This is a genomic window from Frisingicoccus caecimuris, from assembly GCF_004340975.1.
GTDB classification, from domain to species: domain Bacteria; phylum Bacillota; class Clostridia; order Lachnospirales; family Lachnospiraceae; genus Frisingicoccus; species Frisingicoccus caecimuris.
The window spans coordinates 41938-58931 of the sequence record NZ_SLXA01000001.1 but is presented as its reverse complement, the minus strand read 5'-3'; the positions used below and the strand labels follow the sequence as shown (position 1 = coordinate 58931).

19 protein-coding genes are annotated in these 16994 nt (G+C 42.3%); 18 read left to right on the top strand and 1 reads right to left on the bottom strand.

Going from position 1 to position 16994, the window contains the following annotated elements; genetic code table 11:
• The first annotated feature begins 5 nt into the window (after positions 1 to 5).
• The 13 genes from miaA (at position 6) to EV212_RS00285 (ending at position 12612) form a co-directional block, all read left to right on the top strand.
• A complete protein-coding gene (miaA, locus tag EV212_RS00345) occupies positions 6 to 950 on the top strand; it encodes a tRNA (adenosine(37)-N6)-dimethylallyltransferase MiaA (RefSeq protein WP_132087172.1) in 945 nt (314 codons plus the stop codon).
• Complete coding sequence (locus EV212_RS00340; protein WP_243115415.1) at positions 947 to 2242, top strand: methionine gamma-lyase family protein; 1296 nt, start codon at positions 947 to 949, stop codon at positions 2240 to 2242. Before miaA ends, EV212_RS00340 begins: the two co-directional genes overlap by 4 nt.
• 96 nt (positions 2243 to 2338) lie before the next feature.
• Positions 2339 to 3052, top strand: coding sequence for a RadC family protein (gene radC, locus EV212_RS00335; protein WP_132087166.1), 714 nt, complete (start codon positions 2339 to 2341; stop codon positions 3050 to 3052).
• A 12-nt stretch (positions 3053 to 3064) separates the two neighbouring features.
• On the top strand, positions 3065 to 4087 hold the full coding sequence (gene mreB, locus EV212_RS00330) for a rod shape-determining protein (protein ID WP_132087163.1): 1023 nt from the start codon (positions 3065 to 3067) through the stop codon (positions 4085 to 4087).
• 14 nt (positions 4088 to 4101) lie between these two features.
• Entirely contained in the window at positions 4102 to 4977 is an 876-nt protein-coding gene (gene mreC / locus EV212_RS00325) for a rod shape-determining protein MreC (protein WP_132087160.1), read from the top strand.
• A 1-nt stretch (position 4978) separates the two neighbouring features.
• A complete protein-coding gene (gene mreD, locus EV212_RS00320) occupies positions 4979 to 5491 on the top strand; it encodes a rod shape-determining protein MreD (protein WP_132087157.1) in 513 nt (170 codons plus the stop codon).
• Positions 5484 to 8276 (top strand): penicillin-binding transpeptidase domain-containing protein, encoded by a 2793-nt coding sequence (locus tag EV212_RS00315; RefSeq protein ID WP_165873248.1) that lies wholly within the window; start codon positions 5484 to 5486, stop codon positions 8274 to 8276. Before mreD ends, EV212_RS00315 begins: the two co-directional genes overlap by 8 nt.
• 74 nt (positions 8277 to 8350) lie before the next feature.
• Complete coding sequence (gene minD, locus EV212_RS00310; RefSeq protein ID WP_132087151.1) at positions 8351 to 9142, top strand: septum site-determining protein MinD; 792 nt, start codon at positions 8351 to 8353, stop codon at positions 9140 to 9142.
• 11 nt (positions 9143 to 9153) lie between these two features.
• Entirely contained in the window at positions 9154 to 9438 is a 285-nt protein-coding gene (locus tag EV212_RS00305) for a cell division topological specificity factor MinE (protein ID WP_165873247.1), read from the top strand.
• Positions 9438 to 10571, top strand: coding sequence for an FtsW/RodA/SpoVE family cell cycle protein (locus EV212_RS00300; protein WP_132087145.1), 1134 nt, complete (start codon positions 9438 to 9440; stop codon positions 10569 to 10571). The genes EV212_RS00305 and EV212_RS00300 overlap by 1 nt, the downstream gene beginning before the upstream one ends.
• A gap of 5 nt (positions 10572 to 10576) precedes the next feature.
• Positions 10577 to 10969 (top strand): methylglyoxal synthase, encoded by a 393-nt coding sequence (locus tag EV212_RS00295; RefSeq protein ID WP_132087142.1) that lies wholly within the window; start codon positions 10577 to 10579, stop codon positions 10967 to 10969.
• Between the two features lie 21 nt (positions 10970 to 10990).
• Positions 10991 to 12106: a serine hydrolase gene (locus EV212_RS00290; RefSeq protein WP_132087139.1), complete on the top strand. Its 1116-nt coding sequence runs from the start codon at positions 10991 to 10993 to the stop codon at positions 12104 to 12106.
• Positions 12107 to 12192: 86 nt separating this feature from the next.
• Positions 12193 to 12612, top strand: a complete 420-nt coding sequence (locus EV212_RS00285; protein WP_132087135.1) for a cupin domain-containing protein — start codon at positions 12193 to 12195, stop codon at positions 12610 to 12612.
• A 142-nt stretch (positions 12613 to 12754) separates the two neighbouring features.
• Here EV212_RS00285 and EV212_RS00280 read toward each other — a convergent pair whose 3' ends face one another.
• A complete protein-coding gene (locus EV212_RS00280; RefSeq protein ID WP_132087132.1) occupies positions 12755 to 12961 on the bottom strand; it encodes a DUF378 domain-containing protein in 207 nt (68 codons plus the stop codon).
• Positions 12962 to 13075: 114 nt separating this feature from the next.
• Here EV212_RS00280 and EV212_RS00275 point away from each other — a divergent pair, with 114 nt between their 5' ends.
• From EV212_RS00275 to EV212_RS00255, 5 genes are read left to right on the top strand one after another with little or no spacing between them, the layout of a single operon-like run.
• Entirely contained in the window at positions 13076 to 14029 is a 954-nt protein-coding gene (locus tag EV212_RS00275; RefSeq protein WP_132087129.1) for a TIGR01212 family radical SAM protein, read from the top strand.
• 11 nt (positions 14030 to 14040) lie between these two features.
• A complete protein-coding gene (locus tag EV212_RS00270) occupies positions 14041 to 15402 on the top strand; it encodes an HlyD family efflux transporter periplasmic adaptor subunit (RefSeq protein ID WP_132087126.1) in 1362 nt (453 codons plus the stop codon).
• Positions 15403 to 15413: 11 nt separating this feature from the next.
• The gene (locus tag EV212_RS00265; protein WP_132087123.1) at positions 15414 to 16106 is read left to right on the top strand and encodes a YggS family pyridoxal phosphate-dependent enzyme; all 693 of its coding nucleotides are present in this window, start codon (positions 15414 to 15416) and stop codon (positions 16104 to 16106) included.
• A gap of 23 nt (positions 16107 to 16129) precedes the next feature.
• Positions 16130 to 16720 (top strand): cell division protein SepF, encoded by a 591-nt coding sequence (locus tag EV212_RS00260; protein ID WP_132087120.1) that lies wholly within the window; start codon positions 16130 to 16132, stop codon positions 16718 to 16720.
• 2 nt (positions 16721 to 16722) lie between these two features.
• Positions 16723 to 16992, top strand: coding sequence for a YggT family protein (locus EV212_RS00255; protein ID WP_132087117.1), 270 nt, complete (start codon positions 16723 to 16725; stop codon positions 16990 to 16992).
• Positions 16993 to 16994: the final 2 nt, after the last annotated feature.

The following is a 16994-nucleotide window of genomic DNA, read 5'->3' as shown; positions in this document are numbered from 1 at the left end:
ATCATATGAAACCTTTAATTATATTAACAGGACCGACAGCTGTCGGAAAAACAGAATTATCCATAGCCCTGGCAAAATCCATCGGTGGAGAGATCATTTCTGCCGATTCTATGCAGGTCTATAAATATATGGATATTGGTACGGCCAAAATACGTTCGGAAGAAATGGATGGCGTGCCCCATCATTTAATCGATATTCTTGAGCCCGATGTGGCGTTTAACGTTGCCATGTTTAAAGATTTGGCAAAATCCGCCGTAGAAGATATTTACAGTCGGGGGCGTATTCCAATTCTGGTGGGGGGTACCGGATTTTATATTCAGGCCCTTCTATATGACATCGATTTTTCTGAAGAAGATTCGGATTCTTCGATTCGAAAAGAACTGGAAACACTTGCCGAAGTAAAAGGTGCCGCTTTTCTCCACGAAAAGCTGAGAGAAGTGGACCCGGAATCTGCTGAACAGATTCATGCTAATAATGTCAAACGAGTGATTCGTGCGCTGGAATATTACCAGCTGCACGGCGAGAAGATTTCCACCCACAATGAAACAGAGCGTCACAAGGAATCTCCTTATGATTTTCTCTATTTTGTACTGACTCATGACCGGCAGGTTCTGTATGAACGCATTGAAAAACGTATTGACCAGATGATTGACCACGGGCTTATTTCAGAGGTAGACAATCTTCTGAAAAAGGGGTATGATAGTTCTTTAGTCTCCATGCAGGGACTCGGATATAAAGAATTGATTCCTTATCTGCAAAAAAAATGTACCCTGGATGAAGCGATCTATGTTTTGAAACGGGATACGCGGCATTTCGCCAAACGACAGCTTACCTGGTTCCGACGGGAACGGAACGTCCGGTGGCTGGATAAGAGCCTTGTATCCTCAGATGAGGAAATATTAAAAGAAATATTAAATACAATCGATAGAGAATGGAGTTTGCAAAAATGAGAGAAATGTATAAAGCAGCCGGAATCATGCCGGAAGTCTATGACTTTTGTGAAAGTATTGAAAAAAGTCTGGAAGAAAGGTTTAAAGCCATTGATACCGTGGCAGAATATAATCAGTTAAAAGTGGTCATGGCCATGCAGGCAAATAAAGTAAGTGAGGCTCATTTTCAGCCATCTTCCGGTTATGGTTATGATGACCTTGGCCGTGATACGCTGGAAAAAGTCTATGCGCATATTTTTCATGCAGAGGACGCCCTCGTACGTCCGCATATCACCTGCGGAACTCATGCGCTGACGATTGCCCTGTCCGGAAATCTTCGACCTGGGGATGAATTGCTTTCACCAGTCGGCAAGCCTTATGATACTTTGGAAGGCGTTATCGGTATCCGCCCTCAGACAGGTTCTCTGGCCGAATATGGGGTGACTTATCGCCAGGTGGATTTGCTTCCGAATGGGGATTTTGATTTTGAAAATATCCGCAAAGCAATCAATGAACGGACAAAACTGGTAACGATTCAGCGTTCCAAAGGCTATCAGACCCGACCGACGTTATCCGTGGCGCGGATCGGCGAGCTGATTCGTTTTGTAAAATCTATTAAACCGGATATTATCTGTATGGTGGATAATTGTTATGGTGAATTTGTAGAAAAAATTGAGCCGACCGATGTGGGTGCGGATATGTGTGTCGGTTCACTCATCAAAAATCCGGGCGGTGGTCTCGCACCGATCGGCGGATATATTGTCGGGAAAAAAGAATGCGTGGAACGGGCAGCTTACCGACTGACAGCTCCTGGACTTGGAAAAGAGCTTGGAGCCAGTCTTGGTGTCAATCGATCTTTCTATCAGGGATTATTTCTGGCGCCTCAGGTTGTTGCCGGAGCCCTGAAAGGGGCCATTTTTGCAGCCAATATTTATGAGAAACTTGGCTTTGATGTGGTTCCAAATGGCACAGAATCCCGCCATGATATTATTCAGGCTGTGGTTCTTGGGTCACCGGAGGGTGTTATTAAATTCTGTAAAGGCATTCAGGCGGCAGCGCCGGTAGACAGCTTTGTCGATCCGGAACCATGGGCTATGCCGGGCTATGACAGCGATGTGATCATGGCAGCCGGTGCTTTTGTTCAGGGCTCGTCCATTGAACTCAGCGCTGACGGTCCGATCAAGCCTCCGTATGCGGTTTATTTTCAGGGCGGCATTACCTGGTATCATTCCAAATACGGAATTATGATGTCTTTGGAGAAGCTTGTGGAGGCCGGTATCGTGGACAAATCACAAATTATTCATAGATTTTAAGTATACAAGGTACACAATTTATGGTAGTATAAATTAGTGTACCTGTTTATATTTATGTAAAGCAATCGCCTGGATCTTACATGAAAGGTGATGGATATGCAAGTAAAAAAACCATTGATCCATGAGATGGCAGAACAGGAACGTCCAAGAGAAAAGTTTGAGCTTTATGGCGCGGATAAGATGTCCGATGCTGAACTGCTGGCCCTTATTCTGCGCACAGGTTGCCAGAGTTTAAGTGCGGTGGCGCTGGCCGAAGAAATACTGAGCCTGAACCTGCCCGGTTCCGGATTGGAAAAGTTGTACCACTTATCGAAAAAAGACCTGATGGAGATTCACGGTGTCGGCCGGGTGAAAGCCATAGAGATTCTCGCCCTGTGTGAGCTGTCTGTCCGTTTATCGAAACTTACCTCCCGGGAACAGTTGTCCTTTAATTCACCGGCATCAATTGCCAGGTATTATATGGCCGAATTTCGTTCCTATCGTCAGGAGCATTTGATGATGATGCTTTTTGATTCAAAAAATCACCTGGTGGGGGAACGGCTCATTTCCAAGGGAACGATCAATGCTTCGATGGCAGAACCGAGGGACATTTTTGGGGAAGCTCTGCGGGCAGGCGCTTTCTCGATCATTTTGATACATAATCATCCAAGTGGTGACACCACACCCAGTACCGCGGATCTGACAGTGACCAGAAGAATCCTCGAAGCCGGAAAATTGCTGGGCATACGTTTAATGGACCACATTATTGTGGCCGGTGATAAATATATAAGTTTAAAAGCCGAGGGTTATATGACATCGTCGGCTCTATGAAAGGAGAATCCTATGGCTGTACAGAAATATGGTCTGGATTTAGGAACAGGAACAATTAAAATTTATAAAGAAGGGCAGGGAATGGTGCTGAAAGAAAAAAACATGATCGCCATTCGCCGCAAAACGGAGATGGTGGCCTTCGGTGACGAAGCCTATGCCATGTTCGAACGGGCCCCGGAGAACATCCGTGTATACGGTCCTGTAAAAAACGGTGTCATTGCCGGCCTTCATGATATGAAGATTTTACTGGATTTATTTTTAAAGAAGATTAAATGTACGAATGGTTTCATACGAAGCAATGAATTCTATTTTGCCGTGCCTTCCGATATTACAGAGGTAGAGAAGCGTGCTTTCTTTGATCTGGCGATGGGCTCCGAGTTCAAAAGTAAGGACCTTTATATTGTAGAAAAGCCGGTTGCGACAGTTCTCGGTGAAGCCATTGATGTCCTTCATACTCCGGGAATCATGGTCATTGATTTTGGTGCGGACACGGTGGAAATCTCCGTATTAGCTCTTGGAGGTATCGTATCGAGCCGTCTCTTAAAAATTGGCGGAAATGCCATGAATGAAGCTATATGTGAAGCCGTTAAACAAAAATATAACCTTTTGATAGGCATGAAAACAGCAGAAAGTCTGAAGCTGGAACTGGGTTCAGCATTAAACACGGTCCAATCCTTTAAAAATGTCCTTGGACGGGATTTGATCTCCGGACTTCCGGCCGAAGTAAAGATTGAGTCTCAGGTTGTTTGTCGGCCGATTCAGGAGCTATTGGTCCAGGTCGTCCGCACAGCCAGGAATATGTTTGAACATACGCCTCCGGAAGTGCTTCGTTCGATTCTCAATCTTGGAATTTTAGTTACGGGAGAGGGCAGTCGTCTCACAAACCTGGAAATGTATCTGGAAAGAGCATTGACAGTCCCGGTCATTATGTCAGATGTTCCGGATCAGAGCGTGATTCATGGCCTTGGTGTTATTATGGCTGACGAAAAGCTGCACAAACTGGCTTTTTCTGTCAAAGAAGCAATATTTAGTTAAAGAAGGTTAAACCTATGAATAAAAACAAAAGAAAACAGATGAAGCCGAGATATGTGCTTTGGCTCATTATTGTCCTTTGTCTGGTTTTTATTGGTGTCAGTTTGAAGAATAATGGAGAAAAACTAAATATCCAGAACGGTATCAGTTCTCTTGTTCTGCCGATGGAAAAAGGGCTGAACAGTATTGGACAGTGGATCGGTGAACGACGGGAATACAGCCGTTCCGTCAATGATCTGCTGACTGAGAATGAGGAATTAAAACAGCAGATCGACCAGTTAAATACGAAGATCTCTTCGATGGAGAACAATCTGTCTGAGCTTGAGTCTCTTCGCGAACTTCTGAAAATGAAAGAAGTCTATCCGGATTATGATATGGTGGGGGCCCGGATCATCAGTAAAGATGCCGGGAATTGGTATAACAGCTTTATTATCGACAAAGGAAGTAATGACGGAATCAAAAAGGATATGAATGTTATTTATGATAACGGTCTTGTTGGCATTGTTTCCGATGTTTCCGCAAATAATGCGACTGTGCGGGCAATCATTGATGATACGAGCAGTGTGAGCGGCATGTTGTCGAAATCCACTGAATTATGTATCGTCAATGGTGACCTGAAACTCTATCAGGATGGGCTTCTGGACGTCGAGATGATTTCAAAAGATGCTCAGATTGCCGCAGGTGATGAAGTCGTGACCTCATATATCAGTGATAAATATCTGCCGGGACTCGTTATTGGCTATATCAGTGATGTATCTATGGATAGTTCGAATTTATCCCAGAATGCACATATCACACCCAAGGTCAGTTTTGACAATATTACAAATGTCATGGTGATCACCCAGCTTAAAGCTGACCTAGTGGCTTCGGAATCAGAAGAGGAGGAGTCCTGACATGCGGCGGCTGATATTTTATGTTGCTATGATATTCATGGTCTATTTTCTTCAGATCGGCGTTTTTCCCCACCTGACTTTGGGTGGCATCGTACCGAATCTTTTCGTCATCTGTACGGTATCGATCGGAATGATTCGTGGAAAAAAAGAAGGGTGTCTGATCGGATTCTTTTTTGGTATCCTGATGGATGCTCTGTTTGCGCTGTACTTTGGATTTTATGCACTGATACTTTCAGTCATCGGCTACATGGCCGGCTATGTACAGCAGATTTTTTATGAAGAAGACATGACACTGCCAATCGTGATGATCGGCGTCGGTGACTTGATTTACAGTGCGGCCATCTACCTGGCCAGTTTTCTGACACGGGGACGAATGGATTTTTTCTTCTATTTCCGTAAGATTATTCTCCCGGAAATAATTTACACATTGATTCTGGCTGTTTTTCTGTATCGGATAATCAGCTGGATAAATAAAAAGATTGAAATAAAAGGAAGTGAAAACCGTATTGATTAAAAAGATATTAAACTTCATTTCTGATCTGACAAAATCAAGAATCTTTGTAATCGGTGCATTTTTTGCATTTCTTTTTGTCTTGCTCATTCACAAAGTTTTTGTATTGCAGGTTATCGAAGGTGAAAGCTATCTGGAAAGCTTTACATACCGCATACAGAAAGAAACAGAATTGCCGAGTTCCAGAGGAACGATCTATGACCGGAATGGAAAGATTCTGGCATATAACCGTCTGGCCAATTCAATAACGATCGAAGATAGTTCCCTGCTGGAAACCAATGCCGAAAAGAATGAAATGATTATGCGGTTAATTCAATTAATTGAAGGCTCTGGTTATGAAACGATTTATAATATACCTATTCGTCTTTATGACGATGGAACGATGGAATTTACTTCCAGCGGCAACAGCCGATTGCGCTTTATAAGGAATGTTTATGGCAAAGACAATATTGACCAGCTTTCGGAGGAGCAGAGAAATGTCACGGTGGAAGAGTTGTTCAACTATATGTGCCATGGTGATGACAGTACTTCCATGTTTGGCATTGATGATTCCTATTCTACAGAAGATGCATTGAAAATTGCAGCTATCCGTTATGAGCTTTATATGAAGCGTTATGAACAATATCTGTCTGTTACCGTCACTTCGGACGTCAGCGATACGCTTGTGGCAAAAATCAAGGAAAACACTGCTGACCTTCCCGGAGTAACAATTGAACAGGACTATGTACGTCAATATGAAAATAGTAAATACTTTTCAAATATAACCGGTTATTGCGGTGAGATTTCAGAGGATGAACTTGAAGAATACCGTCAGGCCGGAAACGACGATTATGCCTCCGGGGATATTGTCGGAAAGACGGGCCTCGAAAAAAACTTTGAAGATGAGCTTCATGGTCAAAAGGGAAAACAGACAGTTTATGTGGACAGTCTTGGAAGTATTCTTGAAGTTGCGGAACGCATCGAGTCTTCGCCGGGAAACAATCTGTATCTGACGATTGATAAAGATTATCAGATTCAGGCCTATAATTTACTGGAAGAGGAGATTGCAGGTATTGTTCTGCAAAAACTTTCCAGCGGCGGAAGTGATGGTATTGATATTAATGAAGTTTACGCGGCTTTTATAAAAAATGGTATTATTGATCTGGACCGGATGAAGGACAAAACTGCCTCCGAACTGGAAAAAAACATCTATGCCATGTATGAATCTCAGGAGAGCAGTCAATTTGAAACGATCCGTCATCTGCTTGACGGAACAAATATGAATTCATATAATGGATGTTCCGAAGCAGAACGGGAATATATTGAACTTATTGAAAATATAATTACTAATAATGGTATTTTGGATACATCCAAATTGTCCTCGGATGATGAGACGAGTCAGTTGTGGGCAACAGGCAACACAAGTCTTTATGAGTATCTCCATTATGCTATCGGAAAAGATGCTGTTCAGGTATCTGCATTGGATATTTCCGATACTTTTCTGGACTCCAATCAAATTTATGCAGCTTTGACTGAGTTTATTCTACTGGAACTGGATGGAAATAATAGTTTTTCCAAGATTGTTTACTGTGCTATGTTGAACCAGGGGATGATCAGCGGCCAGCAGATCTGTGAATTGTTGTATGAACAGGGAGTTCTTGAAAAGGATGCGGATTATGATAATCTGGTCAACAACGTGACCGATGCATATACATTTATATATAATAAAATAAAAAATCTGGAGATTACTCCGGATATGCTGGCTCTGGATCCATGTTCCGGCTCTCTTGTGGTCACGGATCCGAAAAACGGTGAAGTTCTTGCACTTGTATCGTATCCGAGCTATGATGCGAACCGGATCGGTGATGCCGGTTATTTTGCATCACTTTTGGAAAATGAATCGCTTCCGCTGTACAATCGGGCAATGCTGCAAAAAACGGCACCTGGCTCCACCTTTAAAATGATTACGGCGGCAGCTGGTCTGGAAGAAGGGGTGATCACACCAGATAGTTATATTACCGATTTGATCGTCTTTGATAAAGTAGGTACTCCGGCCAGCTGTTGGTCAACTCAGTTCAGCCATGGTTCTATTGAAGTCACGGAGGCCATTAAAGAATCCTGTAACTATTTCTTTTATGAAGTAGGATATCGTCTCGGTATAGATTCAAATGACCACTATAACTCCGAGTATGGTATTCAGAGACTTCGGAAATATATGGCCCTGTTTGGTCTGGACCGTACTTCTGGTATTGAACTGGAAGAGGCAGACCCGAACATGTCTGATATGGACCCGGTTCTCTCGGCAATCGGACAGGCACGCAACAGTTATACACCGTCTCAGCTGGCCCGCTATATTACAGCAGTGGCCAGTAAAGGGGATTTATATAATTTATCGATTCTGGATAAACTGACTGATCCAAATGATCAGTTGATCAAAGACTACACGCCGGAGATTATCGATCACATTGACTTTAAAAAGTCCACATGGGATTCGATTTTCAATGGTATGTATAAAGTTATCGGGAATTCATCATTCTATTCCATATTTTCCGGATTAGACGTGGAGGTTGCCGGTAAATCAGGTACAGCTCAGGAAAATGCCCTGAGACCGGACCATGGCCTTTTTGTTTCCTTTGCACCGTTTGATGACCCGGAGGTTACAGTGACGGTCGTATTACCTTATGGTTATGGTTCCTACAACTCGGGAAGTGTGGCAAAAAATATGCTTTCCTACGTTTTCCATCAGAATGAAGCTACCGATGGCAAACGTCAGGCCGCAAACGTTGAAGGCACTACGGTTTCCGATTAATGCCTGAACATCAAAATACCAATGATAACCTGTGAGAAGTTTCAACATCGGGAAATTCATTGGAGGGAATTGATATGAGCGAAGTGATCGTTGTTACATCCGGAAAAGGCGGTGTGGGAAAAACCACATCAACAGCAAACATAGGAATGGGGCTTGCCCAGATGGACAAGCGTGTCGTTATGATCGATACAGACATCGGTCTTCGAAACCTGGATGTTATTCTTGGTCTTGAAAATCGAATCATCTACAATCTTGTGGATGTCGTTGAAGGCACCTGCCGTCTGAAGCAGGCACTTATTCGAGACAAACGTTACCCGGGGCTGTTTCTGCTGCCTTCAGCCCAGACCCGGGATAAGAGCAGTGTCTCCCCAGAGCAGATGAAAAAGTTGGTAGAGCAGATGCGGGAGGATTTCGATTATATTATCCTGGACTGTCCGGCAGGTATTGAACAGGGCTTCCAGAATGCCATTGCCGGAGCCGACAGGGCACTCATTGTGACCACGCCGGAGGTGGCAGCTATTCGGGATGCCGATCGGATTATCGGGCTTTTGGAATCTCAGCAAATTGGACGTATGGATTTGATCGTCAATCGTCTTCGTTTTGATATGATTCGAAATGGCGAAATGATGTCATTGGAAGACATTATGGACATTTTATCCATTGACCTGATCGGAGCCGTACCGGATGACGAAAATGTGGTCGTATCTACCAATCAGGGCGAACCCCTCGTGGGAAGAAACACCATGGCCGGACAGGCCTATGCCAATATATGTCTCAGACTGATGGGACAGGAGGTTCCATTACTTGCAGAACGCTATCAGACCGGATGGTTTCGTCGCTTGACACGATTCCTCGTGAGAGGGTAGGTGAGATATATATGGGATGGTTTTCGGGATTACAAAGGAAAAAGAAAAAGGGTTCCGGTGCTGTCGCCAAACAGCGTCTCAAAACATTGCTCATTTCCGACAGAGCGGACTGTTCCGCCGACCTGATCAATGGAATCAAGGGGGATATCGGGCTTACTCTGTCAAAATACATGGAAGTGGATGTGGACCATATGGAGGTCAACATTCTTCAAAGCGAAAGGGCACTCCGAAGTGACGGCTCCATGATGCTCGTTGCCCGGGTACCTTTTAAAGAAATAAACAAGGTGATTTGTTAATGAACTTATATGAAGATAAATTTCGTTTTTTAAATTATAATTTAAAAAAGTACAACTGGCGACTGTTGCTCCTCGTCATAGCGGCAACAACTCTCGGGCTTTTTGTTATTGAGAGTGCAGCGGATGGCTATGCCAGAAAACAGCTTTTGGGTATGATCGTTGGATTGATCGCACTGGTCATTGTATCCTTTATTGATTATAATTTTATTTTAAAATTCCAGTGGCCGATTTACCTTATGGCTGTTGTGATGCTTACGGCTGTTTTATTTTTCGGGGTCAATGTCAATGGCGCCAGGCGATGGTTTTCACTTGGTTCCTTTGGCACACTTCAACCAAGTGAATTTGCCAAAATTATGATGATCATTGTATTGACCCGTCTGATCGTGGACCACAGAGACCAGATCAGCCAGTTAAAATCTTTGATCATGATTGGTATTATTTATATTATTCCTGTATTTTTAATTTACAAAGAACCGAATATGTCCACCACACTAGTGTTCTTATTCATTTTTGTCATGATGATTTTCTGCGGCGGACTGAGCTATCGTTTTATTGGAAGAGTCTGTCTGTTTACAGTACCGATACTCGGCTTTCTCGTCTGGTATATCCAGCAGCCTTTTCAGGTATTGCTTCACGGCTACCAGCTGAACCGTATTCTGGCATTCCTTAACCCTTCCGAATATCAGCAGACGACGGCGAATCAGCAGTACAATTCTGTTATGGCCATTGGCTCCGGAATGATTAACGGGAAGGGGCTGAATAATAATACAATCACGTCTGTAAAGGGCGGTAATTTCATATCGGAGCAGCAGACCGACTTTATTTTTTCCGTCATCGGAGAGGAACTTGGCTTTATTGGAAGTTGTATAACCATTTTGCTTCTGGCAGCCATTGTTTTTGAATGTTTGAAAGTTGCAAAAAATGCATCCAATATGAGTGGACGATTGATCGCCAGCGGTATAGCTTCTATGATTGCTTTCCAGTCATTCGTCAACATTGGTGTGGCTACCAATCTGCTTCCGAATACGGGACTTCCGTTGCCCTTTATCAGTTATGGTTTAAGTGCCCTGTTGGCCAATATGGTCGGCATCGGGCTGGTTATTAATATTGATTTGCAGAAAGGCAGGAGGTAGATTATATGAACATTGGATTCGTTGCAAATGAAAGCAAAAAAAAGCTGATACAGAATTTCTGTATTGCATATCGCGCCATACTTGCGAAGCATGAACTTTTTGCTACGGGAACCACCGGCCGGTTGATCGAAGAAGTTACAAATCTGACCGTACACAAATATCTGGCGGGGACTCTCGGCGGTGAGCAGCAGATGGGCGCTCAAATTGAAAATAACGATATTGATCTGGTTATATTCATGCGAGATCCGTCCCAGGCTTCCGGTATGACGGACGTACATACCCTTGTCCGTTTGTGTGATAATCACAATATTCCGCTGGCTACCAATCTGGCCACTGCCGAACTTCTGATCAAGGCTCTGGATCGTGGCGATTTAGACTGGCGGGAATTTTACAAATGATTTTAAACAGGTGATAATAATATGAAAAAAATCAAGACAGGCGCAATATGCCTTTTGACAATAAGTCTTCTAACTGGCTGTTCTCAGTCGGCGCCATTGATTAAATCCTATACGGATACGGCACTGAACAGTAAAAGTCTGATCATCAATACTTCTACAGAAAATGCTTACACATTTTTTGCTGAGGATCTGGCTGTTTTCCCTAAAAACACGAGTGCTGTCAGCAGTACAGACAATACAGCCGAGACCGATGAAACACAAACCGATCCATCGGAATCTGAAACAGACGAAACAAAAAAAAGTGCTTCTGATTCAGAAACCGAACCGGAAACGGAGACGATTGATGAAACATCCGAAAGTGTGAAGGAAGATGAAGACATTGATGCAAAAGCTGGTTTGATTGCCGGAAAAGATACCTTAAGTAATATTTACGGAAAAAATATCTACGACAGGGTCTATCCGGCCAGTGTCACAAAGATCATGACGGCTTTGATTACCATGGAGAAAGCTGACTTTAACGAAACGGTTGTTTTTACCGAGGATATGGTCGTTACCGATTATGGAGCAAAACTGTGTGGTTTCGAGGTGGGAGACCAGCTGACTGTGGAACAGCTTTTTCATGGCCTTCTGGTATATAGCGGCAATGACGCCGCCAATGCACTGGCAATCCATATTGCTGGAAGTGTTGAGGCTTTTGCAGATATGATGAATGAAGAAGCGAAAAAACTCGGTTGTGTAGATACCCATTTTGTCAATCCAAGCGGACTTCATGACAGTGATCACTATACCAGCGCCTATGACTTATATTTAATCTTTGACAAGTGTTTAGAGTATGACGCTTTTCAGGAAACAATCCGACAGAATTCTTATCACTTAAGTTATAAAGACGCCGGCGGCGGAACCGTGGATGCGGTCTATAACACAACAAATCAATACTTCCTTGACTATTACGATTATCCGGATAGTGTCCGGGTCCTTGGCGGCAAGACAGGAACCACCGATGAGGCCGGATGTTGTCTGATTCTCTACGAGGTGGACAAAAAAAATCAAGGATACATTTCGGTTGTTTTAGGAGCTTCCGACAGTGATGAATTGTATTCGGAAATGAATATCCTATTGAATAAAATTCCGAAATAGAGATTGAATTTTCAGTCAGCTTATACTATAATAAGGATAGGCTTATTACACGAATAAGACGAGGGCATATAGAGGAGGAGAACAAAATGATACAGATTATTTCAGGTGTAAAAGGTAAGGGTAAAACAAAATACTTAATCCAGAAAGCCAATGAAGAAGTTAAAAATGCAAATGGTAATGTGGTATATCTGGACAAAAACAACAAACATATGTATGAATTGAGCAACAAGATTCGTTTGATCAATTTAAGTGAGTATCCACTGGATACATATGACGCATTTTTAGGTTTTATATGTGGTCTTATTTCTCAGGATCACGATTTGGAGGCTATGTATCTGGATAGCTTTTTAACCATTTCTTCCGTATCGGATGAATATATTGGCTTTGTTCTTTCCAAATTGAAAGATATTTCTTCCAGATTTGATATTAATTTTGTTATCAGCATTTCCGTAGATGCTGAACATTTACCGGACGACTTTAAAGACGATATTATCATCTCTTTATAAAACATGAAAAAAGGGACTTGAACCAAAAGGTTGAAGTCCCTTTTTTATTTACGCGAGCAACGAGCCAGGCAGCCGCACTTGCGCGGATATTTGGCGACTGTCGCGATAACGAGTGAAACTCGCGAAGCGTGTTTCATCTCGTTTATTCCTCGGCTTTAAGTTTCCAGAAAAGTACCAAAGAGTAGATACCTGCAATACCGACAACTGCATAAATAATCCGGGAGATCATGGACATATTTCCAAATATAACGGATATGATGTCCAGGCTAAAAAAGCCGATCAGTCCCCAGTTAACAGCGCCTATAATGATCAAAATCAGGCAAACGACGTCAAGCCAGTTCCTTTCCATATGATTCCACCTCCTGTTTTTCTCTTTCTAGTATTTACGAATTTTTTGTGAATTATACCTGAAAAAACAATTTAGACTTTAAATCTATCGCAAAAACATATATAATATTATGATATGGGCAAAGATTACTTATACTATAAATATTCAGATTTTTTAAAAAAACAATATTTGGCAAAAGTTTATAAGCTTCCGGTAAATCTTCCGGTAACCTGTCCAAACCGTGTGAACGGGCAGGGATGCAGCTTTTGCGCGGAATCCGGCACCGGTTTTGAAGCTATGTCTGCTGAAATTTCTGTGACAGAACAGCTTATGAAAACACAGGAATTTATCCGCAGGCGCTACAAAGCACAAAAATTTATTGTGTATTTTCAGAACTATACGAACACGTACCTGCCGTTAGGAAGTCTGCGAAAATATATGGAAGAAGCGGCAAAGTTACCGGATATTGTTGAAATTGCAATATCCACCCGCCCGGACTGTATTCGTGAAGATTATCTGGACGTGATGGAAGAGATTGCCGATACCTGTCATATTTCTATCGGCATCGAACTTGGTCTTCAGACGGCAAATTATCATACATTAAAAGAAATACGACGCGGTCATGGTCTGGCTGAATATCTGGACGCCTGTCTTCGGATTCAGAAAAGAGATTTTCTTTTATGTACCCATGCTATTTTGAATCTGCCGGGGGATACTTTGGAGGATGTTATCGAAACAGCAAAAATTATCTCTATCATGGGAAATCATCTTGTGAAGGCGCATTCACTTTATATTGCTCGTGAGACAGAAATGGCCCGGCTGTTTGAAACTGGCCGACTGGAGATCGGTACAAAAGAAGATTATTTTCTGAGACTGCAGACATTTCTTGAATACCTTTCGCCGGATATTGCTGTGGAGCGCTTGTTTAGCCGCATTCCCGAGGCAGAAGCCCTGTTCTCCAACTGGCAGACAAGCTGGTGGAAACTTCAGGATGAATTTTTAGCTCATATGGAAGCTCATAAAAGCTTTCAAGGCAAACGATATGACTACAGAAACGGCCCGGCATTAAAGATTTTTGACGACCGTTAGAGGGATATATTATGGAAGATAATCGTAAAAGTTTTAAATTTCAATTGAATATTGGCTTTATTGTTTTTATTATTCTTTTCGTTTACCTGACGATCACCATCGTCGCTAATCTGATGAAAGACAGAATTTCTGTATGCCGTGTGGAAGAGGGTCAGATTGTCAACAGCGCATCCTTTACCGGTGTATGTATCCGTGATGAAGAAGTTATCAATGCTTCCGGGAATGGTTATATTAATTTCTATGTCGGAGAAGGTGATAAAGTAGCCAGTGCAGGAAATATTTATCTGCTGAGCAGCAATCCGCCTCAAAACAACAGTACTCAGGATTCTGAAAACAGGACGTTCAGCGCTTCGGCCTACAGTGATATCCGGGACCAGATCACAGTGTTTTCTAAGAATTATACAGACAGTCAGTTTTCTCAGGTCTATTCCCTGAGCTATAATCTGCAAAGCCTTTCCACAGAAATGGTCAGTAATGCCAAAATTCAGGACTATCAGGCGAACACCTCCGGAGGTCAGGTTATTCAAACCTCCGGGAGCGGCATTGTCTCTTACAGTTATGACGGGTATGAAAATCTTTCTGTGGAAACTGTAACTAAAGAAGTATTAACAGACAGTACCTATGAACAACATCAGGTCAATCCCTATACTTATATAGAATCAGGGCAACCAGCTTATAAACTGGTTCATAACCATCAGTGGGAGATCGTCATTCCGCTGACTTCTGAACAGGCAGCTCAACTAACAGATGTAAGCTCCGTTAATCTGACTTTTAAAAAAGATAATATAGAGACTGTATCTGACTTTTATATTTTTCAAGGGAGTGACGGTACTTACGGGGTACTGACTTTAAATGACTACATGGTCCGATATATTTCAGAACGCTATATTGATATTGAAATTATTTTTGAGGAAGCTCATGGTCTTAAAATTCCGACTTCAGCTCTTCTGACAAAGGATTTTTATCAGATTCCGATCGAATACCTGATTCAGGATAATCGTTCTTATGAAGAAGGATTTTATTGTGAACGAACCAATGAGAATGGTGAAACGGTTGCTGATTTCCGCACGACAGGCATCTATTATAAAGATGAAAATTATTTCTATGTAAGTATGGATGATTTTTCTCTTGGCGATTACATCGGCAAGGTTAATACGGGAAATGAAGATGAACGGTTCCGTATCGGTGCCACAGGTCAGCTTCCCGGCGTTTATAATGTAAATAAGGGATACACCCAATTTGAAATTGTACAGATTCTTCACAAGAACAGCGATTATTGTATCGTGACAGAGAATTTGAATTACAGTGTGGCCCTTTACGACAATATTGTTTTGAACAGCGAAACTGTATCAGAAAATCAAATTGTATATTAGGAGATGAAATCATGATCAAAGAAAATGTTGCTGAAGTCGAGGCGCGTATTCAAGCCGCCTGTGAACGGGCAGGCCGACGCCGTGAGGAAGTTACGCTGATCGCAGTCAGCAAGACCAAACCAGTCCGTGATATTTACGAAGTTATGGAAACGGGCATTAAAGACTTCGGTGAAAATAAAGTCCAGGAAATGTGCGATAAAATGGAAATGATTCAACAGCCGTTAAACTGGCATATGATTGGACATTTGCAGAGAAATAAAGTAAAATATATCGTAGATAAAGCAACACTTATCCATTCAGTAGATTCTTTACGTCTGGCACAGCAGATCAGCCAGGAAGCACAGAAAAAATCAGTGGAATCAAACATTCTGATAGAAGTTAATGTTGCTGAAGAAGAATCAAAATTTGGGCTTAGCACCGAAGAAGTCATTCAAATGGTAGAAGAAATTTCCAAACTTCCTTCTGTCCATATTAAAGGACTTATGACGGTTGCACCGTTTACGGATAACCCGGAAGAGAACCGGCCATATTTCCGCAATTTGAAACAATTAGCTGTTGACATTGCCGAAAAAAACATTGATAATGTTACTATGAGTGTGCTGTCAATGGGTATGACAGGTGATTATGAGGTTGCCATCGAAGAAGGTGCTACCATGGTAAGGGTTGGCACGGGTATCTTCGGTGCAAGAATATATTCGAAGTAGATTATAGAGTTAGGAGATTATTCATGGGTAAAGGTTTTGACAAATTTCTTAATATGATTCGTTTAAACGATGAAGATTATGACGATTATGATGACTACGATGATTTTGATGATGACTACGAAGATGAGTTTGAAGATATACCAGCGCCGGTTGTAAAGAAAAAGACGTTTAAAAAAGAATCTTCGGAATCGAAACACGAGACAAAATCTTCTGCAAAAAAAGCACAGAAACACGAGACTTCGTTCCAGCCTTCACAGACGGTTGCAGCAACATCGGCATCTTCCTCCCGCGGTAAGATTGTCCCAATGAAATCCAAAGTTTCCAGAGGAGAGGTATGTGTCATGCGCCCTACAATATTTGATGATTCACGTGAGATCAGTGATGTTTTATTATCCGGAAAGGCAGCGGTTCTCAACCTTGAAGGGGTTGATATGAATCTTGCCCAGAGGATTATCGATTTTGTTTCCGGTTCCTGTTATGCTATGAACGGACATATTGAAAAGATTTCCAATTATATTTTTATTATTACACCGGAATCTATCGAAATTTCAGGGAACACACCGGAAGAAATTTCTTCTGGAATCCGCATTCCATCTTTTAAGGATAGTTTCTAGAGATGGACCATTTGTTCATATATATTATAAGCATCGGATACTGGTTTTTCCAGGTCATTAAAATTGCCCTGACGGCCTATATTATTTTAACCTGGCTGCCCTTTTTTCCAAAGCTGCAGACAGTCATGACAGACATTATGAATCCTCTGCTGACTCCGGTACGCAGACTGCTCAACCGTTCAGTGTTTCATACACGGGGACTTGATCTGTCGCCGATCATTCTGTATCTTCTGGTAGTCTATGGCGCCCAGTTATGTATATCGCTGAGGTAGAA

Excerpts from the sequence above, each read along its gene's own strand:
- EV212_RS00275 (WP_132087129.1), top strand. The coding sequence starts at position 13,076 with ATGGGCAAAGATTACTTATACTATAAATATTCAGATTTTTTAAAAAAA.
- minD (WP_132087151.1), top strand. The coding sequence starts at position 8,351 with ATGAGCGAAGTGATCGTTGTTACATCCGGAAAAGGCGGTGTGGGAAAA.
- mreB (WP_132087163.1), top strand. The coding sequence starts at position 3,065 with ATGGCTGTACAGAAATATGGTCTGGATTTAGGAACAGGAACAATTAAA.
- EV212_RS00305 (WP_165873247.1), top strand. The coding sequence starts at position 9,154 with ATGGGATGGTTTTCGGGATTACAAAGGAAAAAGAAAAAGGGTTCCGGT.
- EV212_RS00285 (WP_132087135.1), top strand. The coding sequence starts at position 12,193 with ATGATACAGATTATTTCAGGTGTAAAAGGTAAGGGTAAAACAAAATAC.
- EV212_RS00295 (WP_132087142.1), top strand. The coding sequence starts at position 10,577 with ATGAACATTGGATTCGTTGCAAATGAAAGCAAAAAAAAGCTGATACAG.
- EV212_RS00255 (WP_132087117.1), top strand. The coding sequence starts at position 16,723 with ATGGACCATTTGTTCATATATATTATAAGCATCGGATACTGGTTTTTC.
- EV212_RS00280 (WP_132087132.1), bottom strand. The coding sequence starts at position 12,961 with ATGGAAAGGAACTGGCTTGACGTCGTTTGCCTGATTTTGATCATTATA.
- EV212_RS00265 (WP_132087123.1), top strand. The coding sequence starts at position 15,414 with ATGATCAAAGAAAATGTTGCTGAAGTCGAGGCGCGTATTCAAGCCGCC.
- miaA (WP_132087172.1), top strand. The coding sequence starts at position 6 with ATGAAACCTTTAATTATATTAACAGGACCGACAGCTGTCGGAAAAACA.
- EV212_RS00300 (WP_132087145.1), top strand. The coding sequence starts at position 9,438 with ATGAACTTATATGAAGATAAATTTCGTTTTTTAAATTATAATTTAAAA.
- EV212_RS00260 (WP_132087120.1), top strand. The coding sequence starts at position 16,130 with ATGGGTAAAGGTTTTGACAAATTTCTTAATATGATTCGTTTAAACGAT.
- EV212_RS00270 (WP_132087126.1), top strand. The coding sequence starts at position 14,041 with ATGGAAGATAATCGTAAAAGTTTTAAATTTCAATTGAATATTGGCTTT.
- mreD (WP_132087157.1), top strand. The coding sequence starts at position 4,979 with ATGCGGCGGCTGATATTTTATGTTGCTATGATATTCATGGTCTATTTT.
- mreC (WP_132087160.1), top strand. The coding sequence starts at position 4,102 with ATGAATAAAAACAAAAGAAAACAGATGAAGCCGAGATATGTGCTTTGG.
- EV212_RS00340 (WP_243115415.1), top strand. The coding sequence starts at position 947 with ATGAGAGAAATGTATAAAGCAGCCGGAATCATGCCGGAAGTCTATGAC.
- EV212_RS00290 (WP_132087139.1), top strand. The coding sequence starts at position 10,991 with ATGAAAAAAATCAAGACAGGCGCAATATGCCTTTTGACAATAAGTCTT.
- radC (WP_132087166.1), top strand. The coding sequence starts at position 2,339 with ATGCAAGTAAAAAAACCATTGATCCATGAGATGGCAGAACAGGAACGT.